17 protein-coding genes are annotated in these 12,829 nt (G+C 63.1%); all 17 read left to right on the top strand.

All coding sequences use genetic code 11. The features are described 5' to 3' along the window. The first annotated feature begins 1 nt into the window (after position 1). The 17 genes from FHS75_RS10830 to FHS75_RS10750 all read left to right on the top strand — a co-directional run bounded on the left by FHS75_RS10830 (position 2) and on the right by FHS75_RS10750 (position 12,636). Entirely contained in the window at positions 2-562 is a 561-nt protein-coding gene (locus FHS75_RS10830; RefSeq protein WP_179407703.1) for an RNA polymerase sigma factor, read from the top strand. 55 nt (positions 563-617) lie between these two features. Then, on the top strand, positions 618-2,426 hold the full coding sequence (locus tag FHS75_RS10825; RefSeq protein WP_179407702.1) for a copper resistance system multicopper oxidase: 1,809 nt from the start codon (positions 618-620) through the stop codon (positions 2,424-2,426). Then, positions 2,423-3,736: a copper resistance protein B gene (locus FHS75_RS10820; RefSeq protein ID WP_179407701.1), complete on the top strand. Its 1,314-nt coding sequence runs from the start codon at positions 2,423-2,425 to the stop codon at positions 3,734-3,736. Before FHS75_RS10825 ends, FHS75_RS10820 begins: the two co-directional genes overlap by 4 nt. A 24-nt stretch (positions 3,737-3,760) precedes the next feature. Then, entirely contained in the window at positions 3,761-4,279 is a 519-nt protein-coding gene (locus FHS75_RS10815) for a YybH family protein (protein WP_179407700.1), read from the top strand. A 27-nt stretch (positions 4,280-4,306) separates the two neighbouring features. Then, the gene (locus FHS75_RS10810; protein ID WP_067696325.1) at positions 4,307-5,038 is read left to right on the top strand and encodes a PepSY domain-containing protein; all 732 of its coding nucleotides are present in this window, start codon (positions 4,307-4,309) and stop codon (positions 5,036-5,038) included. A 231-nt stretch (positions 5,039-5,269) separates the two neighbouring features. After that, positions 5,270-5,941, top strand: coding sequence for a DUF2231 domain-containing protein (locus tag FHS75_RS10805; protein WP_054523316.1), 672 nt, complete (start codon positions 5,270-5,272; stop codon positions 5,939-5,941). Between the two features lie 14 nt (positions 5,942-5,955). Then, positions 5,956-6,363 (top strand): hypothetical protein, encoded by a 408-nt coding sequence (locus tag FHS75_RS10800; protein WP_156502108.1) that lies wholly within the window; start codon positions 5,956-5,958, stop codon positions 6,361-6,363. Positions 6,364-6,646: 283 nt separating this feature from the next. Continuing rightward, on the top strand, positions 6,647-7,000 hold the full coding sequence (locus tag FHS75_RS10795; RefSeq protein WP_010240464.1) for a hypothetical protein: 354 nt from the start codon (positions 6,647-6,649) through the stop codon (positions 6,998-7,000). A gap of 71 nt (positions 7,001-7,071) precedes the next feature. After that, positions 7,072-7,341 carry a hypothetical protein gene (locus FHS75_RS10790; protein WP_054523318.1) on the top strand — a complete coding sequence of 90 codons (270 nt, stop codon included), beginning with the start codon at positions 7,072-7,074 and terminating at the stop codon, positions 7,339-7,341. Between the two features lie 268 nt (positions 7,342-7,609). Next, complete coding sequence (locus tag FHS75_RS10785; RefSeq protein ID WP_054522840.1) at positions 7,610-7,996, top strand: single-stranded DNA-binding protein; 387 nt, start codon at positions 7,610-7,612, stop codon at positions 7,994-7,996. Between the two features lie 400 nt (positions 7,997-8,396). Beyond that, entirely contained in the window at positions 8,397-8,618 is a 222-nt protein-coding gene (locus tag FHS75_RS10780; protein ID WP_067683257.1) for a hypothetical protein, read from the top strand. Between the two features lie 573 nt (positions 8,619-9,191). Then, complete coding sequence (locus FHS75_RS10775; RefSeq protein WP_179407699.1) at positions 9,192-9,464, top strand: helix-turn-helix transcriptional regulator; 273 nt, start codon at positions 9,192-9,194, stop codon at positions 9,462-9,464. A gap of 9 nt (positions 9,465-9,473) precedes the next feature. Continuing rightward, the gene (locus FHS75_RS10770; RefSeq protein ID WP_179407698.1) at positions 9,474-10,355 is read left to right on the top strand and encodes a replication initiator protein A; all 882 of its coding nucleotides are present in this window, start codon (positions 9,474-9,476) and stop codon (positions 10,353-10,355) included. 143 nt (positions 10,356-10,498) lie between these two features. Next, positions 10,499-11,044 carry a DUF2840 domain-containing protein gene (locus FHS75_RS10765; RefSeq protein ID WP_373285007.1) on the top strand — a complete coding sequence of 182 codons (546 nt, stop codon included), beginning with the start codon at positions 10,499-10,501 and terminating at the stop codon, positions 11,042-11,044. Beyond that, on the top strand, positions 11,041-11,622 hold the full coding sequence (locus FHS75_RS10760; protein ID WP_179407697.1) for a S26 family signal peptidase: 582 nt from the start codon (positions 11,041-11,043) through the stop codon (positions 11,620-11,622). Before FHS75_RS10765 ends, FHS75_RS10760 begins: the two co-directional genes overlap by 4 nt. After that, positions 11,619-11,951, top strand: a complete 333-nt coding sequence (locus tag FHS75_RS10755) for a DUF736 domain-containing protein (RefSeq protein ID WP_179407696.1) — start codon at positions 11,619-11,621, stop codon at positions 11,949-11,951. The genes FHS75_RS10760 and FHS75_RS10755 overlap by 4 nt, the downstream gene beginning before the upstream one ends. Then, complete coding sequence (locus FHS75_RS10750; RefSeq protein WP_229735551.1) at positions 11,926-12,636, top strand: lytic transglycosylase domain-containing protein; 711 nt, start codon at positions 11,926-11,928, stop codon at positions 12,634-12,636. Before FHS75_RS10755 ends, FHS75_RS10750 begins: the two co-directional genes overlap by 26 nt. Positions 12,637-12,829 lie beyond the last annotated feature (193 nt).

The raw sequence follows: 12,829 nt of genomic DNA, 5'->3' as shown, positions 1-12,829 counted from the left end.
CATGTCGGGGGCGGGCGACAATCCGGACGAGGCCCTTGTTTCGCAGGCAAGGGCCGGAAGCAAGCGGGCTTTTACCCAGCTCATCGAGCATGAAACGGGCCGGCTTCTCGCGCTCGCGACACGCATGCTTTCCTCTCCTTCTCAGGCAGAGGACGTTGTTCAGGACAGCCTTGCTTCGGTGTGGCTGACGCGCCATCGGCTCGATCCGGACAAGCCGATCGGACCCTATCTGACAACCGTCGTCCTCAACCGCTGCCGGGACCGTCTGCGCAGGCGCAAGGTCGCGGGCTTTTTCGGACTGTCGGGTGATGACGAACTCCATTCCATCGCCGACGATTTGCCGGGTCCTGAAACGTCGGCCGTTTCCAGGGAAGAGCTCAATCTCGTTCAGGCGGAGATCGCGCGAATGCCCGTAAGGCTGCGCGAAGCCCTCGTGCTCGTGACCATCGAGGGGCGTAGCCAGGCCGAGGCGGCCGATCTTCTCGGAACGACCGAAAAGGCGATCGAAACCCGCGTATACCGCGCGCGCAACAGGCTAAAGGAGCGCTTCGAAAAACTTTGAGGGGTTGGATGGGCGCGCGCGTAAGTAACGGTAAACGCCAAGTCAGGAGCCCTTTATGATCGCCGTCAATCGACGCAAGTTTCTCGGAGCCGGAGCAGGAGGAATGGGCCTGCTCGGCCTTGCCGGGGCGATGCCTGCCTGGGCACGCGGCGCGGACATCCTCGCAGGTAACGCCCGCAAGGGGCTGGACGAGGTATCTGGCCCCAATATCGACCTCAACGTTGCCCGATCGGCTTTCGCGACCGGTAACAGGCGCGGGGGAGCGATCGCCGTCAACGGCACTATCCCTGGTCCGCTGTTGCGATTGCAGGAAGGCACGACCGTCCGGCTCAATGTCCATAACCAGCTCGAGGAAGATACCTCGATCCACTGGCACGGTCTGCTCGTGCCGTTTCAGCTCGATGGAGTGCCCGGCGTCAGCTTCCCCGGTGTCAAACCGGGAGAGACCTTCACCGCAGAATTTCCGGTTCGCCAGTCAGGTACCTACTGGTGGCACTCGCATAGCGGCCTGCAGGAGCAGGCCGGGCATTACGGCGCGATCGTGGTCGATCCCGCCGGACCCGATCCGGTTCAGGCCGACCGCGAATATATCGTGGTGCTGAGCGAATTCAGCGAAATGTCGCCTCACACGATTTTCGACAAGCTCAAGAAGGGCGAAGGCTACTTCAACTACAACCAGAATACATGGACCGACGATTACCCGCTTTCGGGCGAGGATCGCCGGATGTGGGCGAAAATGCGCATGATGCCGACGGACATCCTCGACGTGTCGAGCGCGGCTTATACCTATCTTCTGAACGGCCATGGCCCGCTCGACAATCTGGAATACCTCTTCCGCCCGGGCGAACGCGTGCGACTGCGCTTCATCAATGCCGGCGCCATGACCTTCTTCAATATTCGCATTCCCGGCCTGCCGATGACCATCGTTCAGGCAGACGGGCAGAACGTCGAGCCGGTTGAGGTCGACGAGTTCCAGATCGGTGTGGCCGAGACCTATGACGTCGTCGTGACGCCGGGCGCGCAACAGGCCTACACGCTGGTCGCGGAGTCGATGGACCGCTCGGGCATGGGTATTGCCACACTCGCGAGCACACCCGGCGCTCGCGCCGCCATTCCGCCGCTGCGCGATCCGCCGCTTCTGACCATGGCCGACATGGGCATGAGCGGCATGGACCACGGCTCGTCTGGCGATGCCGGCATGTCGGGCATGGACCACGGAAGTGGCGGCGACATGGCGGGGATGGATCATGGTTCGTCCGGCCAATCCGAGATGGCAGGCATGGCCGGCATGTCGGGGATGCAGATGCGCGACACGTCGCTTCTGCCGCCCGATGTGAAGGTCGGGCCCGGTCTCGACATGGTCTCGATGAACCCGGTCGACCGCATGGGCGATCCCGGCATCGGTCTCGCCGATGTGCCGCATCGTACGCTCGACTATCGCAAGCTGCGCGCTCTGACGCCGCACCGCGAGGGCCGCACGCCGTCCCGGCGAATGGAAATTCATCTGACCGGCAATATGGAGCGCTACATGTGGTCGTTCGACGGCAAGAAGTTCTCCGCCGTCTCAGACGAGCCGATCCGTTTCGCCTATAACGAGCGCGTGCGCGTGAAACTTATCAACGACACGATGATGGCGCACCCCATTCACCTGCACGGTCATTTCTTCGAGCTGGTCAATGGCGCGCCGGCCGATCGTCAACCGCTCAAGCACACGGTAATCCTGCAGCCGGGTGGCAGCGCGCAGTTCGACCTGACGGCGGACGAGCCGGGCGACTGGGCCTTCCACTGTCACCTTCTCTACCACATGCATGCCGGGATGTTTCAGATCGTCACGGTCGCCAATCCCGACGGGAGCGAAGCATGAAAATTCGTATTGCCAGCCTGCTCGCATCGGTCGCAGCCGGCTCAGTTCTCGCCTCCCCCGCGGCGGCGCAGCATGCCGGTCATTCGCCGACGGAACCGCAGCAGAGTGTCGAGGCGCAGTCTGACGCGAAGACAAAGTGCGAACTAGAAGCCGAGCGCCATCGCGCAATGGGGCATCCCGTAGCAGATGGAGCATGCGAACCGGCTGCTCAGCCTGAAGCCGCCATGGACCACTCCGAGATGGATCATTCAACCATGGATCATGGTTCGATGACCGCTCGGGACGGTCATTCTGGCATGACAATGCCGATGGACGCTGCCCGTCCACAGGCATCGCCCGAAAGTCATGACGGAATGGATCACGGCTCGGTGCCGCAGGGCAAGCCTGCCGAAGGCGCGATGGATCATTCGCAGATGAATCACGGCGAGATGGGACAGGCGGAAGCCAGTTCGTCGATGGACCATGGGCAGATGGATCACAGCCAGATGAACCATGGGGAGACGCCTTCGCAGGACATGCAGGGCATGGACCATTCGGCGATGCAGATGGGCGCGGACGATGATATCCCGCTGCTGCCGCCTCCTCCAGAAGCCGGGAGCGGCCCCGCGCGCGCGGCGGTCGCCATCTGGGGCGAGGAAGCCATGAACGAAGCGCGCCGCGAGCTTGTCCGCGAGACCGACGGAGGAATGCGCTTCTGGTTTCAGGGCGATCGGTTCGAATACCGCGCCCGCGAGGGGAAGGATGGATATCTGTGGGACATCCAGGGCTATTATGGCGGCGACATCGACAAATTCTGGTTCAAGTCAGAGGGGGAGGGCAGCTTCGGCGAACCCATAGAAGGCGCCGAGGTTCAGGCGCTCTGGAGCCGCGCCATTGCGCCCTTCTTCGATTTCCAGGCGGGTGTTCGCCAGGACCTCACCGGTCCGGAGCGCACGCACGCGGTTATCGGGATCCAGGGCCTCATGCCGTACCGTTTCGAGGTCGATGCTGCGGCCTTCGTGTCCACCAAGGGCGATGTGACCGCGCGGATCGAGGGCGAACTCGACCAGCGCATCACGCAGCGGTTGATCCTCCAACCGAGAGCCGAGGTCGCGCTTTCTGCGCAGGACATTCCCGAGCTGGGCATCGGTGCCGGGCTCGATCGGATCGAGGCGGGCCTGCGTCTTCGCTACGAGTTCGCACGCGAATTCGCACCCTATGTCGGCGTTTCGCAGGAATGGCGCATCGGCGACAGCGCGGATTTTGCGCGGGCCGCGGGAGAGGATCCGAGCGTCACCAATTATGTCGTCGGTGTGCGATTCTGGTTCTGAAATCTCAAAAAGGATAGAACTCCTATGACCAAGACTCTGACACGCATCGCGGCGACTGCGCTTGTTGCCACGCTGATACCGCTGCCAGCCTTCGCGCAGCAGATGGACCACTCTTCCCATGCGAACCATCAGATGCACGCGATGGACGCTACGGCGGAGGATGTCACGGGCGCGGAAGAAACTCTCAAGGCCTATCGGACCGCTCTTGAAGCGCGCGACGCGCAGGCAATGCGCGCGCTCTTCACCGAGGACTCGGCCATCTTCGAGAATGGCAAGGCCGAAGGAAGTTTCGCGAATTACATGGAGCATCATCTCGGACCCGAGCTCGACGCGATCGTGAGCTTCACCTTTACCGACCCCACGCTGACCGTCACCCGGATGGGGCACATGGCCCATGCTAATGAGACGTATGGATATCGTATCGAACTTACCGATGGCCGGGTGATCGAGCGCGACGGCGTGGCGACATCGGTGCTTGCTCACGATGCGGACGGGTGGAGAATCGTCCAGTACCATTCCTCGTCGCGCGCGCCGCGCAACTGATTACGGCTTTCGAAGAGGTAGCACCGGTTGGCAACGCCGTCGCTGAAGCTGCGCCTGCATGTGCTCGGCAGCAAGATCCACAAATGGCTGGCGATTTTCGTCGGTGTCCAGGTTCTCTTGTGGATGGGAACCGGCGCCCTCATGTCGTTTCTCGACCTGGAAGAAGTTCGCTCCGAACATGTCGTTTCGCGTGAACAAGAGGCGCTGCCCGCCGATGCCCCGCTCCCGGCCTGGGTCGCAAATGACGGTACTCTTGCAGCGGTGACGACGCGTTCGCTCGACGGCGATGCCGTGACCGAGGTCCGAAAGGTTGACGGTAGCGTGAGCCTTCACGATCCGGTGACAGGGCGCAAACTCTCCCCCATCTCGGCTGCGACGGCAAGATCCATCGCCTTGCGCGCATGGACCGGACCGCGCACGACGATCGAAGGCGCGCGGCTCGTTCACGAACCGGTGGGGACCGAGTTTCGCGGCCCTTTTCCGGCCTGGCAGGTCACCTATGCTGACGAGGCTTCGACGCGCCTCTACATCGATGCCAGCAGCGGTACCCTCGGGGCGGCGCGTAGTGATACTTGGCGCCTGTTCGATTTCATCTGGGGCCTGCACATCATGGACTGGACCGAGCGTGATCGCATCAACAGTTGGTGGCTTCTGCTGTTCGGCATTGGCGGTACGATCATAGCCCTGTCGGGTTTCGTCCTGCTTGCGAACCGGATGCCGAGGCTGCGCCGCCGCGCAAAGAAGAGCAAGCTCGCCTGAGCCCATGGGGCTAATGCGCGTGGGCGAACGCCTTACCCTCGTTCGCCAGGCCGAACGCGGCCAGGAGCCGAATGCGTTCGACGATCGCGATGGTGCCGCCATCAGACGTGATACGGCGGACGCACATCTGTCGCGCCAATACCATCAAATTAATGCGAGGGGCATGCGGCTGCGGTGCGTATCAGGCACATAGGTCGCACTTTAACTGCAGGGTCGGGAGATATACGAGACATGAAAGCCCCCTCATTTCTGGCGCTGCTCGCCGCAAGCCTGCTCTTCGTCGGACCCGTTCAGGCTCATGGCGACGAAAAGCACGGCGAACAGGCGAGCGCCGCGCCTGCTGCCACCAATGGCGATGCGCACGACCAGGCGGCCATGGCGCAGATGGGCGAGACTGCCGATGCTGGCGAGTCGTCCGGCGCGCACGACGAAGCGGGCGGAGGCCATGACGAGGCCGGTGGCCATGCGGATGTGGGCGAGGCCGGACTCATGGCCGTAATGAAGAAGCTGCATCCGGCAACGATCCATTTCCCGATCGCCTTGTTTCTCATGGCTGCGGCCACCGAATTGTTCGTGATGCGCCGGAAAGGAGCGGGCCTGGAAAGTGCGGTGCGCGTGCTTGTCTACGGCGGAGCCATCGGCGCGGTGGTCGCAGTCCTGTTCGGATGGATTCACACCGGGCTGTGGTTCGGCGGCGACACTGTCATGCAGGTGCATCGATGGAACGGTATGCTGATCGCGGTTCTCGGTATTGCGATGGCGTATCTCGCGAGCAGGCCGAGCCAGAGCCGTGCATGGTTGCGCGCCTCGATCTTCTCCATGGCGGCACTCGTTCTCATCCAGGGCTTCCTTGGCGGCGAGCTCGCGCATGGACCGAACCACCTCGGTATTTCCTGGCTCTGAAGGAGTTGAAAAGCATGCGTACTTCCAGATTGAATGTAGCGATCGGGTTTCTCGCGATCGCGCCCTTGATGTCCGCTCTTGCTGCTTGCGACGAGGCGCAGGAGAGCACACCGATCACCGAGGTTTCGCCTATGGGCGAAGCTGCGGTGGTGGCTGGCACGGCACCCGAGCCGGGCCTCGCCGATCCGGCAGCCTCTCCCTCCGAAGATGAGGCAGCGACTGCGCGGCAGGACGCTCTTTCGACAAATGGCGCCGCGCCGACCGCCTCACGGCCTGCTGCCTCTCCCGCATCACGCGCAACTGCCAAACCCGCAGCGCCAGCAGCGGGCACACAACCCGCGAGCGAAGCGACCCAACCCGCCGATCCCCATGCGGGCCATGACATGTCCTCGATGGCCGATCACGACATGGAAGGCATGTGATCGGACGCGTTTCCCGGTGACACAGTTATTCAGGAGAGACCCTCGGCAAGAAATCGCAACGAACAACGCAAGATCAGGAAAGGACGGCCCCGCCTCCCCCCGAAGCCCTGCGGGTCGCAGGTGCCCCCAAGGGGTCGTTCAGGAACCCCGCGTGAAGACCAACCCGCGCGGGGTTCCGTTTGCCCGGCTTCGCTGTCGCCGTGCCAGGCGCATCCCGGTAGGGCTTTGTGCTATGTGAGCAGCGTGCAGACGATCGCCTCGTTGGTTATGAAAGGAACCGCATATGTCGGAAACGGGAAAAGCCGGGGCGCTGTCGCGCTGGGAAGACGAAGGCGGGGCATTGCCCTGCGGGCCGCAGGAAGCGCTCGCTGCCGATTGCGAGAAATGGGATATTCCGCCACTTTCCGATGCCGAGATCATCCAATTGCGCATCAGGGTGATCGCCCTTGAGAACATGGTGCTCGGCCTTCTGTCGAAGGCCAGCGCCGATCAGCTTGCAGCAATCGAAGAAATCGCGGAATTCATATCCCCGCGTGCCGATGCGAAGCCGCATCCGCTTACCCTGCATGCCGCCACCCAGATGGAGCACTTCGTCGAGCGCGCCCGGCGGCTTCGCGAGCAACCCACCGCTGATTGAGCGACGCATGACCGGGCCACGAATGCTGGCCTTCCTCGCCGCGGCCCGACCGATGATCCGAAAAGAGTGCGATGGACCTTGATACGCTTCTCATCCGCTATTTTGGCACTGCCGATCCTGGAGCGATTGGCGCAGAAACCTTGGCCTCGGGGATCGAGCGATGCCAGGTCGATCTCGGTCTGGAGCAGGACCGGGGAAAACGCTTTGCCCTGTGGGCCATGCTCTACCTGCTCGGGTCTGCCCCCGACCTCGACGTGGCCTTCGAGAACGAGGAAGACCGGGAAGCAGCCCGCAACTTCATGGATCTCCTGGCGGCATCGGAAGGCAATGAGGTAAGCTGATTGCAGCAGGGTCCTGGCACCTTCAGACCCGCACCCGATACCCATCCGGCTTTCTTCGCGAACAGTCCTGAACCAGGTCAGCTGAGGAGCCGCAACCCGTTCCTTTCCGGCCGTGTTGGCGGCTTCGCCGCCTGCCCGCACCACCCGTCATGAACAGGTTTCCCTTCGGCCCTTCAGGCCTGCGGTGCAGTCCTCCCATGCCCTGCTTCTTCTGGATGTTCGCAAGCCGGAGATGGTCTCCGGTTTGAGGAACTGAAGGAATTTGATCATGACCAATATCGCAATCCTCACCGGCCGCATCGCCCGCGATCCCGACACCCGCGAGACCAAGGGCGGCACCAGCGTCACCGGGATCACTGTCGTCACCGATCGTCCTGCACGCGACAAGGACGGCAAGACCTACAAGGACGAGAACGGCTACACCGCCAAGGACAGCGAATTCCACCGTGTGACCTGCTTCAACGGCCTCGCCAAGACCGTCGGTCAGTATTGCTCGAAAGGCCAGCTGGTCTCGGTCCAGGGCCGTATCCACTACACGCAGTGGGAAGACCAGGACGGTGTGACGCGGTATGGCTCGGAGATCCTTGCCGACAAGGTCGATTTCCTCTCGCGGGCCAATGGCGGCGACAACCAGGACGCCCCTCCGATCGACTGATCCGGCGCCATCGAACCAGCCAAAGGAGGCTCTGCCGGAAACGGCAGGGCCTCTTTCGCTGTTCACACGTCCTTTCGCTCGGTCTTTTCTCCGGGGAATAGCCAGGCGCTGCCCGGAGGGCCCGACCCATTATGGCAGCGATCATCTGAAACGGTCGTTTGAGGTGGACTGGATTGGCCTGGCTTACCGCATTTCCAGCATGATGGTCCCGCGCCGCCCGCATCAAGGACGGCAGGGGCCCCACCATTTTGTCCGCCGCCGGATTGCATCCGGCACCGGACAAAACCGTTTCCCCCTGCGCCGCTTCGCGGTCGCCCTGTCAGGCGATCCTGTGACCCGGTCTGCCCGGGCCCATCGGCCAACCTCCTGTCGTCTCGCGACAGATTTCAGGAGGATTATCATGACCTATTTCACGAAATGCACACTGCCTTCGCGCAACTATTTCGAGGCTCTGGAAACAGCTGAGCAACGGGCCTTGCACAGCTTCTTCGACCAGCATGTCATCGAGGATGACGAGATCGGATATCGCGCGGTCGACGAAGGCGACTACAATGCGCTGCCCCCGCATCTTGCGATCCGGGTCGTTCATACCGTCCATGGCGGAATGCTCGACGAATTCTGAGTCATCCGGCAGGGCAGGGACCAGCAGCGGTTCCTGCCCTTTTTCGTGTGTCTCGGTGGCCGGGCTTCAGGGTCAAGATGTCGATCCCGGGGAAGCCGGTGTTTCTCCAAATATCATCTTGGACCACTGGCCTTCGTGGGTGTTTGGAGCGGGGCTGGGGACGCACTCTGTCCCGCGCATCCGGCGATGCGCTCCTGAGGGTGCGGCATTATGCGTTCCGGGGCCCCGCACGCACTTGCGAACCGGCAGCGGGTCGGGCGAGCGGGAAGCTACGACCGCGACATGCCCCGCTTGCCTTGCTTCCCACAGGCCCTTGGCCGCTGCCTCTCTCGCAGGTGCGCCTACTCTTTCGGGCCTTTCGGCATTGCAGCCGAAAGCCTGCCGGGCGGCGCAATAGCGTCGGGCTCTGCACGGTTGTCGCCCCCCCTCAATCTTGCCGAGCCCACGACCGGTAGGGGCGACAAATCCGAACGCACCATTGTGTCGCTCCCCCCATTGCCAAAGCATGCTCCATCACCCTCTGCAATCAGCGGCAGTTAGCCGCAGCTACCCAAGCCTTGTGGAGCTCAGAATATGTCCGCCGTTCCCGATCCGGTCCGTCCCCGTTACCTGCGCACCCCCGATGCCGCGGTGCATCTGGGGCTTTCGCCGCGCACGCTCGAAAAGCACAGATGCTATGGAACAGGGCCGGTCTACCACAAGCTCGGCGGCCGCATCGTTTACCGGTGCGAAGATCTCGACGCCTGGGCCGAGCAGGGTCTCCGGCGTTCGACCAGCGATCCGGGCAGGGGCATCGTTCATCCTGCCAAGCGGATCGACGGCTACACCGGTCCGGTCCGGCGCTGAGGCGGTACGATGCGCTCCTTGAGGACATCGGACGGCGAGGCCGGGCAGCTCGACCTTTTCGTTGGCGCCGGCAGCGACATCGCCGCGCGCGATGCACAGGATCTGATGGCCTGGCCTTTCTTCAGCCTCGCCAAGTCGAAGCGCGTGAAGCCGATCGACTTTCGCATGGGCGAGGTCGCCATTCTGGTCGAAGCGACCGCCGAACATGGCATGGCCACCATCTGGGACGCCGATGTGCTGATCTGGGTAGCGAGCCAGATCGTCGAGGCGCGCGATGCCGGCAAAGCCACCTCGCGCCTTATCGCGGCGACGCCCCATGAAATCCTTACCTTCACCCGGCGCGGAACCGGAAAGGCTGGCTACGAGCGCCTGAAGGCGGCGCTCGACCGCTTGCAGTCGACCAGCATTGCCACCTCCATCCGGCAGGCCGGGGCGCGACGCCGCCGACGATTTTCCTGGATCAACGAATGGCGCGAACGGCTCGATGACAACGGGCGCGCGCTCGGCATCGAAATGATCGTACCGGACTGGCTTTACGAGGGCGTGCTCGATCGTGCGCTCGTTCTGACCATCGACCCGGCCTATTTTGCGCTTACCGGCGGTCTCGAGCGCTGGCTCTATCGCATCGTACGCAAGCATGGCGGGAAGCAGAAGGGCGGGTGGAGTTTCGACATTTCGCACTTGCATGTGAAGTCCGGCGCGCTCTCGCCATTGAAGCGTTTCGCTTTCGAAGTGCGGGCCATCGTTCGCCGCCAGTCGCTCCCCGGCTACAATCTCGCTCTTGAGCACCAGTTCGGCCGCGAGCGGCTCCTGTTCGTTGCAGCGCCTGTCGATCCCTTCGCGTCCGCGCGGCGCCGTATCGGGCTGCCCCCTGTGGAAAAGGGTGCGTGATGTTCGGACTATCGGGAACCGTGATGTTCGGACGATCGGGAACCCTATTCCCGGACTATCGGGAACCGGGAGCCTGCGCGACTCGCCGGAAACGCGGCGCCTGCGAAGCCCTTAACAATGCTAACAAGGAATCTTTCAGATTCCTGCTAACACAGCCACGCCTGTGCAAAAGCGCAGCGCGCGCTTCGCTTCCGCCTCCGGAACCGGTCGACGCAGGTTCCGGTGATCCGCCACTCACGCATGTCACGCTGGTGTGGCGCGGCGGCGTGCAGGAAGACTGGCTTCGGTTCGGCAAGCCCGTTGCAGAGCGCATCCTCGACCGCCGGACGCGTATCGAAAGCTATGCTCCGGGACAGGTCTTTGCCTTGGTTCGGTGGGCTTCGAACGACTACGGGACCGTTGGCTCCACGCTCACGATCGCCCAAGCCGCCGGTTTCGGCGAGCCGTTCACCACTCTGCCGCAGGTCGATCCTGGCGCGCAAATCCTGCTCTCGGTGCGAAGCTGGCCAAAGGTTCGCCAGGTCTTTGCGCTGATCGATGCGATCGAGGACGTTGGCATCCATCCCTGCGATGTAGCTCCCGACCACTGGCATCATGTCCACAACAGGCTGGCAGGGGGCATGCAAGTACGTTCCTATTCCCCTGCGCGCCATCGCGACTGGCTGCGGCGGCGAAAGCTGCAATCATGAGGCGGCGCACCGCCTTTCTGGCAGGCATGGTCGCGGCAGCGACACTGGCCAGCATCGCAATCCCGCTCTCGCGACTTTTGGTCTGGAACGTGACGGCCAGCGTGCCGGTTGGACTGTACTCAATCGGCGGAAAGACCGGTCTCCAGAGGGGCGACCGCGTCGCGATCGATCCTGCTTTCAGGCTGCAGAAATACCTCGCCTCGCGCGGCTATCTTCCTGCGGGCGTTCCGCTCATCAAGGAGGTTGCGGCGCTTGGCGGGGATACGGTCTGCCGGCGCGACCTGCTCATCGAGATCAATGGGACACCTGCGGGATCGGCGCGTCGGCGCGACAGCCTTGGACGCGAACTGCCCGTCTGGAAAGGATGCCGGACTATCGCTGCGGATGAACTGTTCGTGATGAACAGGCGCGCCCCCGGCAGCTTTGACGGGCGTTATTTCGGCCCGGTCGCACGCGCCGATGTCATCGGGCGCGCGCGGCCCGTCTGGACCAACGAATCGGGCGACGGGGACTATGTGCTGCTCGCCTCGCCCGCCGACTTTCCCATCCAAAACACCACTGAAGGAGACGCACAATGACCTGTATCGGCACTTTTGCAGCCACACCCGACGGCTTTGAAGGGCGCCTGCAAACCCTGACCATCGACGCACCGCTGACCCTGGTGGCCGCCGACCCCGGCGACACCGAGAACGCCCCTGACTATCGCATCATGGCAGGTGAAGGCGAGGAAACCTACGAGGTGGGTGCAGGCTGGAAACATGTCGGCGACAAGGCAGGCAGTTTTGTCACGCTCGTCATCGACGATCCGGTATTGCCGCGGCCTCTGCGCGCCAATCTGTTCAGTTCTGACGGCCAGAGCCATGTCCTTATATGGTCGCGCGGTGCGCGCCGCCCGGCAAAGGATTGATTCCGTGCTCCGCCTGTATCTTCTGCCGGGACTCCTGGCGGCCATGGTGGCGGCGAGTCCGGCACAGGTTTTTGCGCAATCGGAGCAGTTTGTCCGAGCTTCCCAGGGCGTCGAGATTGCAGCGCATGTCAGCGAAGCATCGCAGCAATTCGGCATTCCCGAGCACTGGATCTACGCGGTGATCCGCGCCGAAAGTGCGGGCCGGGTGCGGGCGGTTTCCAGAGCAGGAGCGATGGGTCTCATGCAGCTCATGCCCGGAACCTGGTCGCGGCAGCGCGCCCGGTTCTCCCTCGGGCAAGACCCGTTCGACCCGCGCGACAACGTTCTGGCCGGCACGTCTTACCTGCGCGAAATGTACGATCGCTACGGCGCGCAAGGCTTCCTCGCTGCATACAATGCAGGTCCGGGACGCTACGAAGACTGGCTTGCCGGACGGCGTTCGCTGCCACTCGAAACGCGCCGCTATGTCGCCCGGATTGCGCCGCTGTTGCAGTCCGAGCGCATGTTTGCGGCGGCGCCTCTACAAGCCAGGAATGTTCCGGTTGGCGCCTTGCAGCCTCCCGGCGCAGCGCGAAAAGAGTTGGACGAGGTGGCTATGCCCGGCCCCGCGGCGAACCCCTTCGCGCGACCGGAACAAGCCGCGCACGATCTATTCGCGCCCGTCTCGACGGCTTCCTCCCAATGAAAGCGAGCCTCGCACCTTCGCGCAGCCATGCGTTCCCTGGCGAAAGCGGGCGAAGGACGGGAGGCTTGCGCACCAAAGGAAGGGAGGGATTGCCGCTGTATTTGGGGAGGACTTGGCTGCGGCCAAGTCTTGCACAGCGGCTGCATCAGGCGCTTCCCTCGCTCCGGTTAAACGGAAGCGTAGGAGTCGGATG

It is taken from the genome of Novosphingobium marinum (assembly GCF_013408095.1).
In the GTDB taxonomy this organism is placed as follows: Bacteria; Pseudomonadota; Alphaproteobacteria; order Sphingomonadales; family Sphingomonadaceae; genus Novosphingobium; species Novosphingobium marinum.
This window is presented reverse-complemented; position numbering and strand designations above follow the sequence as displayed.

Excerpts from the sequence above, each read along its gene's own strand:
- FHS75_RS10830 (WP_179407703.1), top strand. The coding sequence starts at position 2 with ATGTCGGGGGCGGGCGACAATCCGGACGAGGCCCTTGTTTCGCAGGCA.
- FHS75_RS10825 (WP_179407702.1), top strand. The coding sequence starts at position 618 with ATGATCGCCGTCAATCGACGCAAGTTTCTCGGAGCCGGAGCAGGAGGA.
- FHS75_RS10820 (WP_179407701.1), top strand. The coding sequence starts at position 2,423 with ATGAAAATTCGTATTGCCAGCCTGCTCGCATCGGTCGCAGCCGGCTCA.
- FHS75_RS10815 (WP_179407700.1), top strand. The coding sequence starts at position 3,761 with ATGACCAAGACTCTGACACGCATCGCGGCGACTGCGCTTGTTGCCACG.
- FHS75_RS10805 (WP_054523316.1), top strand. The coding sequence starts at position 5,270 with ATGAAAGCCCCCTCATTTCTGGCGCTGCTCGCCGCAAGCCTGCTCTTC.
- FHS75_RS10800 (WP_156502108.1), top strand. The coding sequence starts at position 5,956 with ATGCGTACTTCCAGATTGAATGTAGCGATCGGGTTTCTCGCGATCGCG.
- FHS75_RS10795 (WP_010240464.1), top strand. The coding sequence starts at position 6,647 with ATGTCGGAAACGGGAAAAGCCGGGGCGCTGTCGCGCTGGGAAGACGAA.
- FHS75_RS10790 (WP_054523318.1), top strand. The coding sequence starts at position 7,072 with ATGGACCTTGATACGCTTCTCATCCGCTATTTTGGCACTGCCGATCCT.
- FHS75_RS10785 (WP_054522840.1), top strand. The coding sequence starts at position 7,610 with ATGACCAATATCGCAATCCTCACCGGCCGCATCGCCCGCGATCCCGAC.
- FHS75_RS10780 (WP_067683257.1), top strand. The coding sequence starts at position 8,397 with ATGACCTATTTCACGAAATGCACACTGCCTTCGCGCAACTATTTCGAG.
- FHS75_RS10775 (WP_179407699.1), top strand. The coding sequence starts at position 9,192 with ATGTCCGCCGTTCCCGATCCGGTCCGTCCCCGTTACCTGCGCACCCCC.
- FHS75_RS10770 (WP_179407698.1), top strand. The coding sequence starts at position 9,474 with ATGCGCTCCTTGAGGACATCGGACGGCGAGGCCGGGCAGCTCGACCTT.
- FHS75_RS10760 (WP_179407697.1), top strand. The coding sequence starts at position 11,041 with ATGAGGCGGCGCACCGCCTTTCTGGCAGGCATGGTCGCGGCAGCGACA.
- FHS75_RS10755 (WP_179407696.1), top strand. The coding sequence starts at position 11,619 with ATGACCTGTATCGGCACTTTTGCAGCCACACCCGACGGCTTTGAAGGG.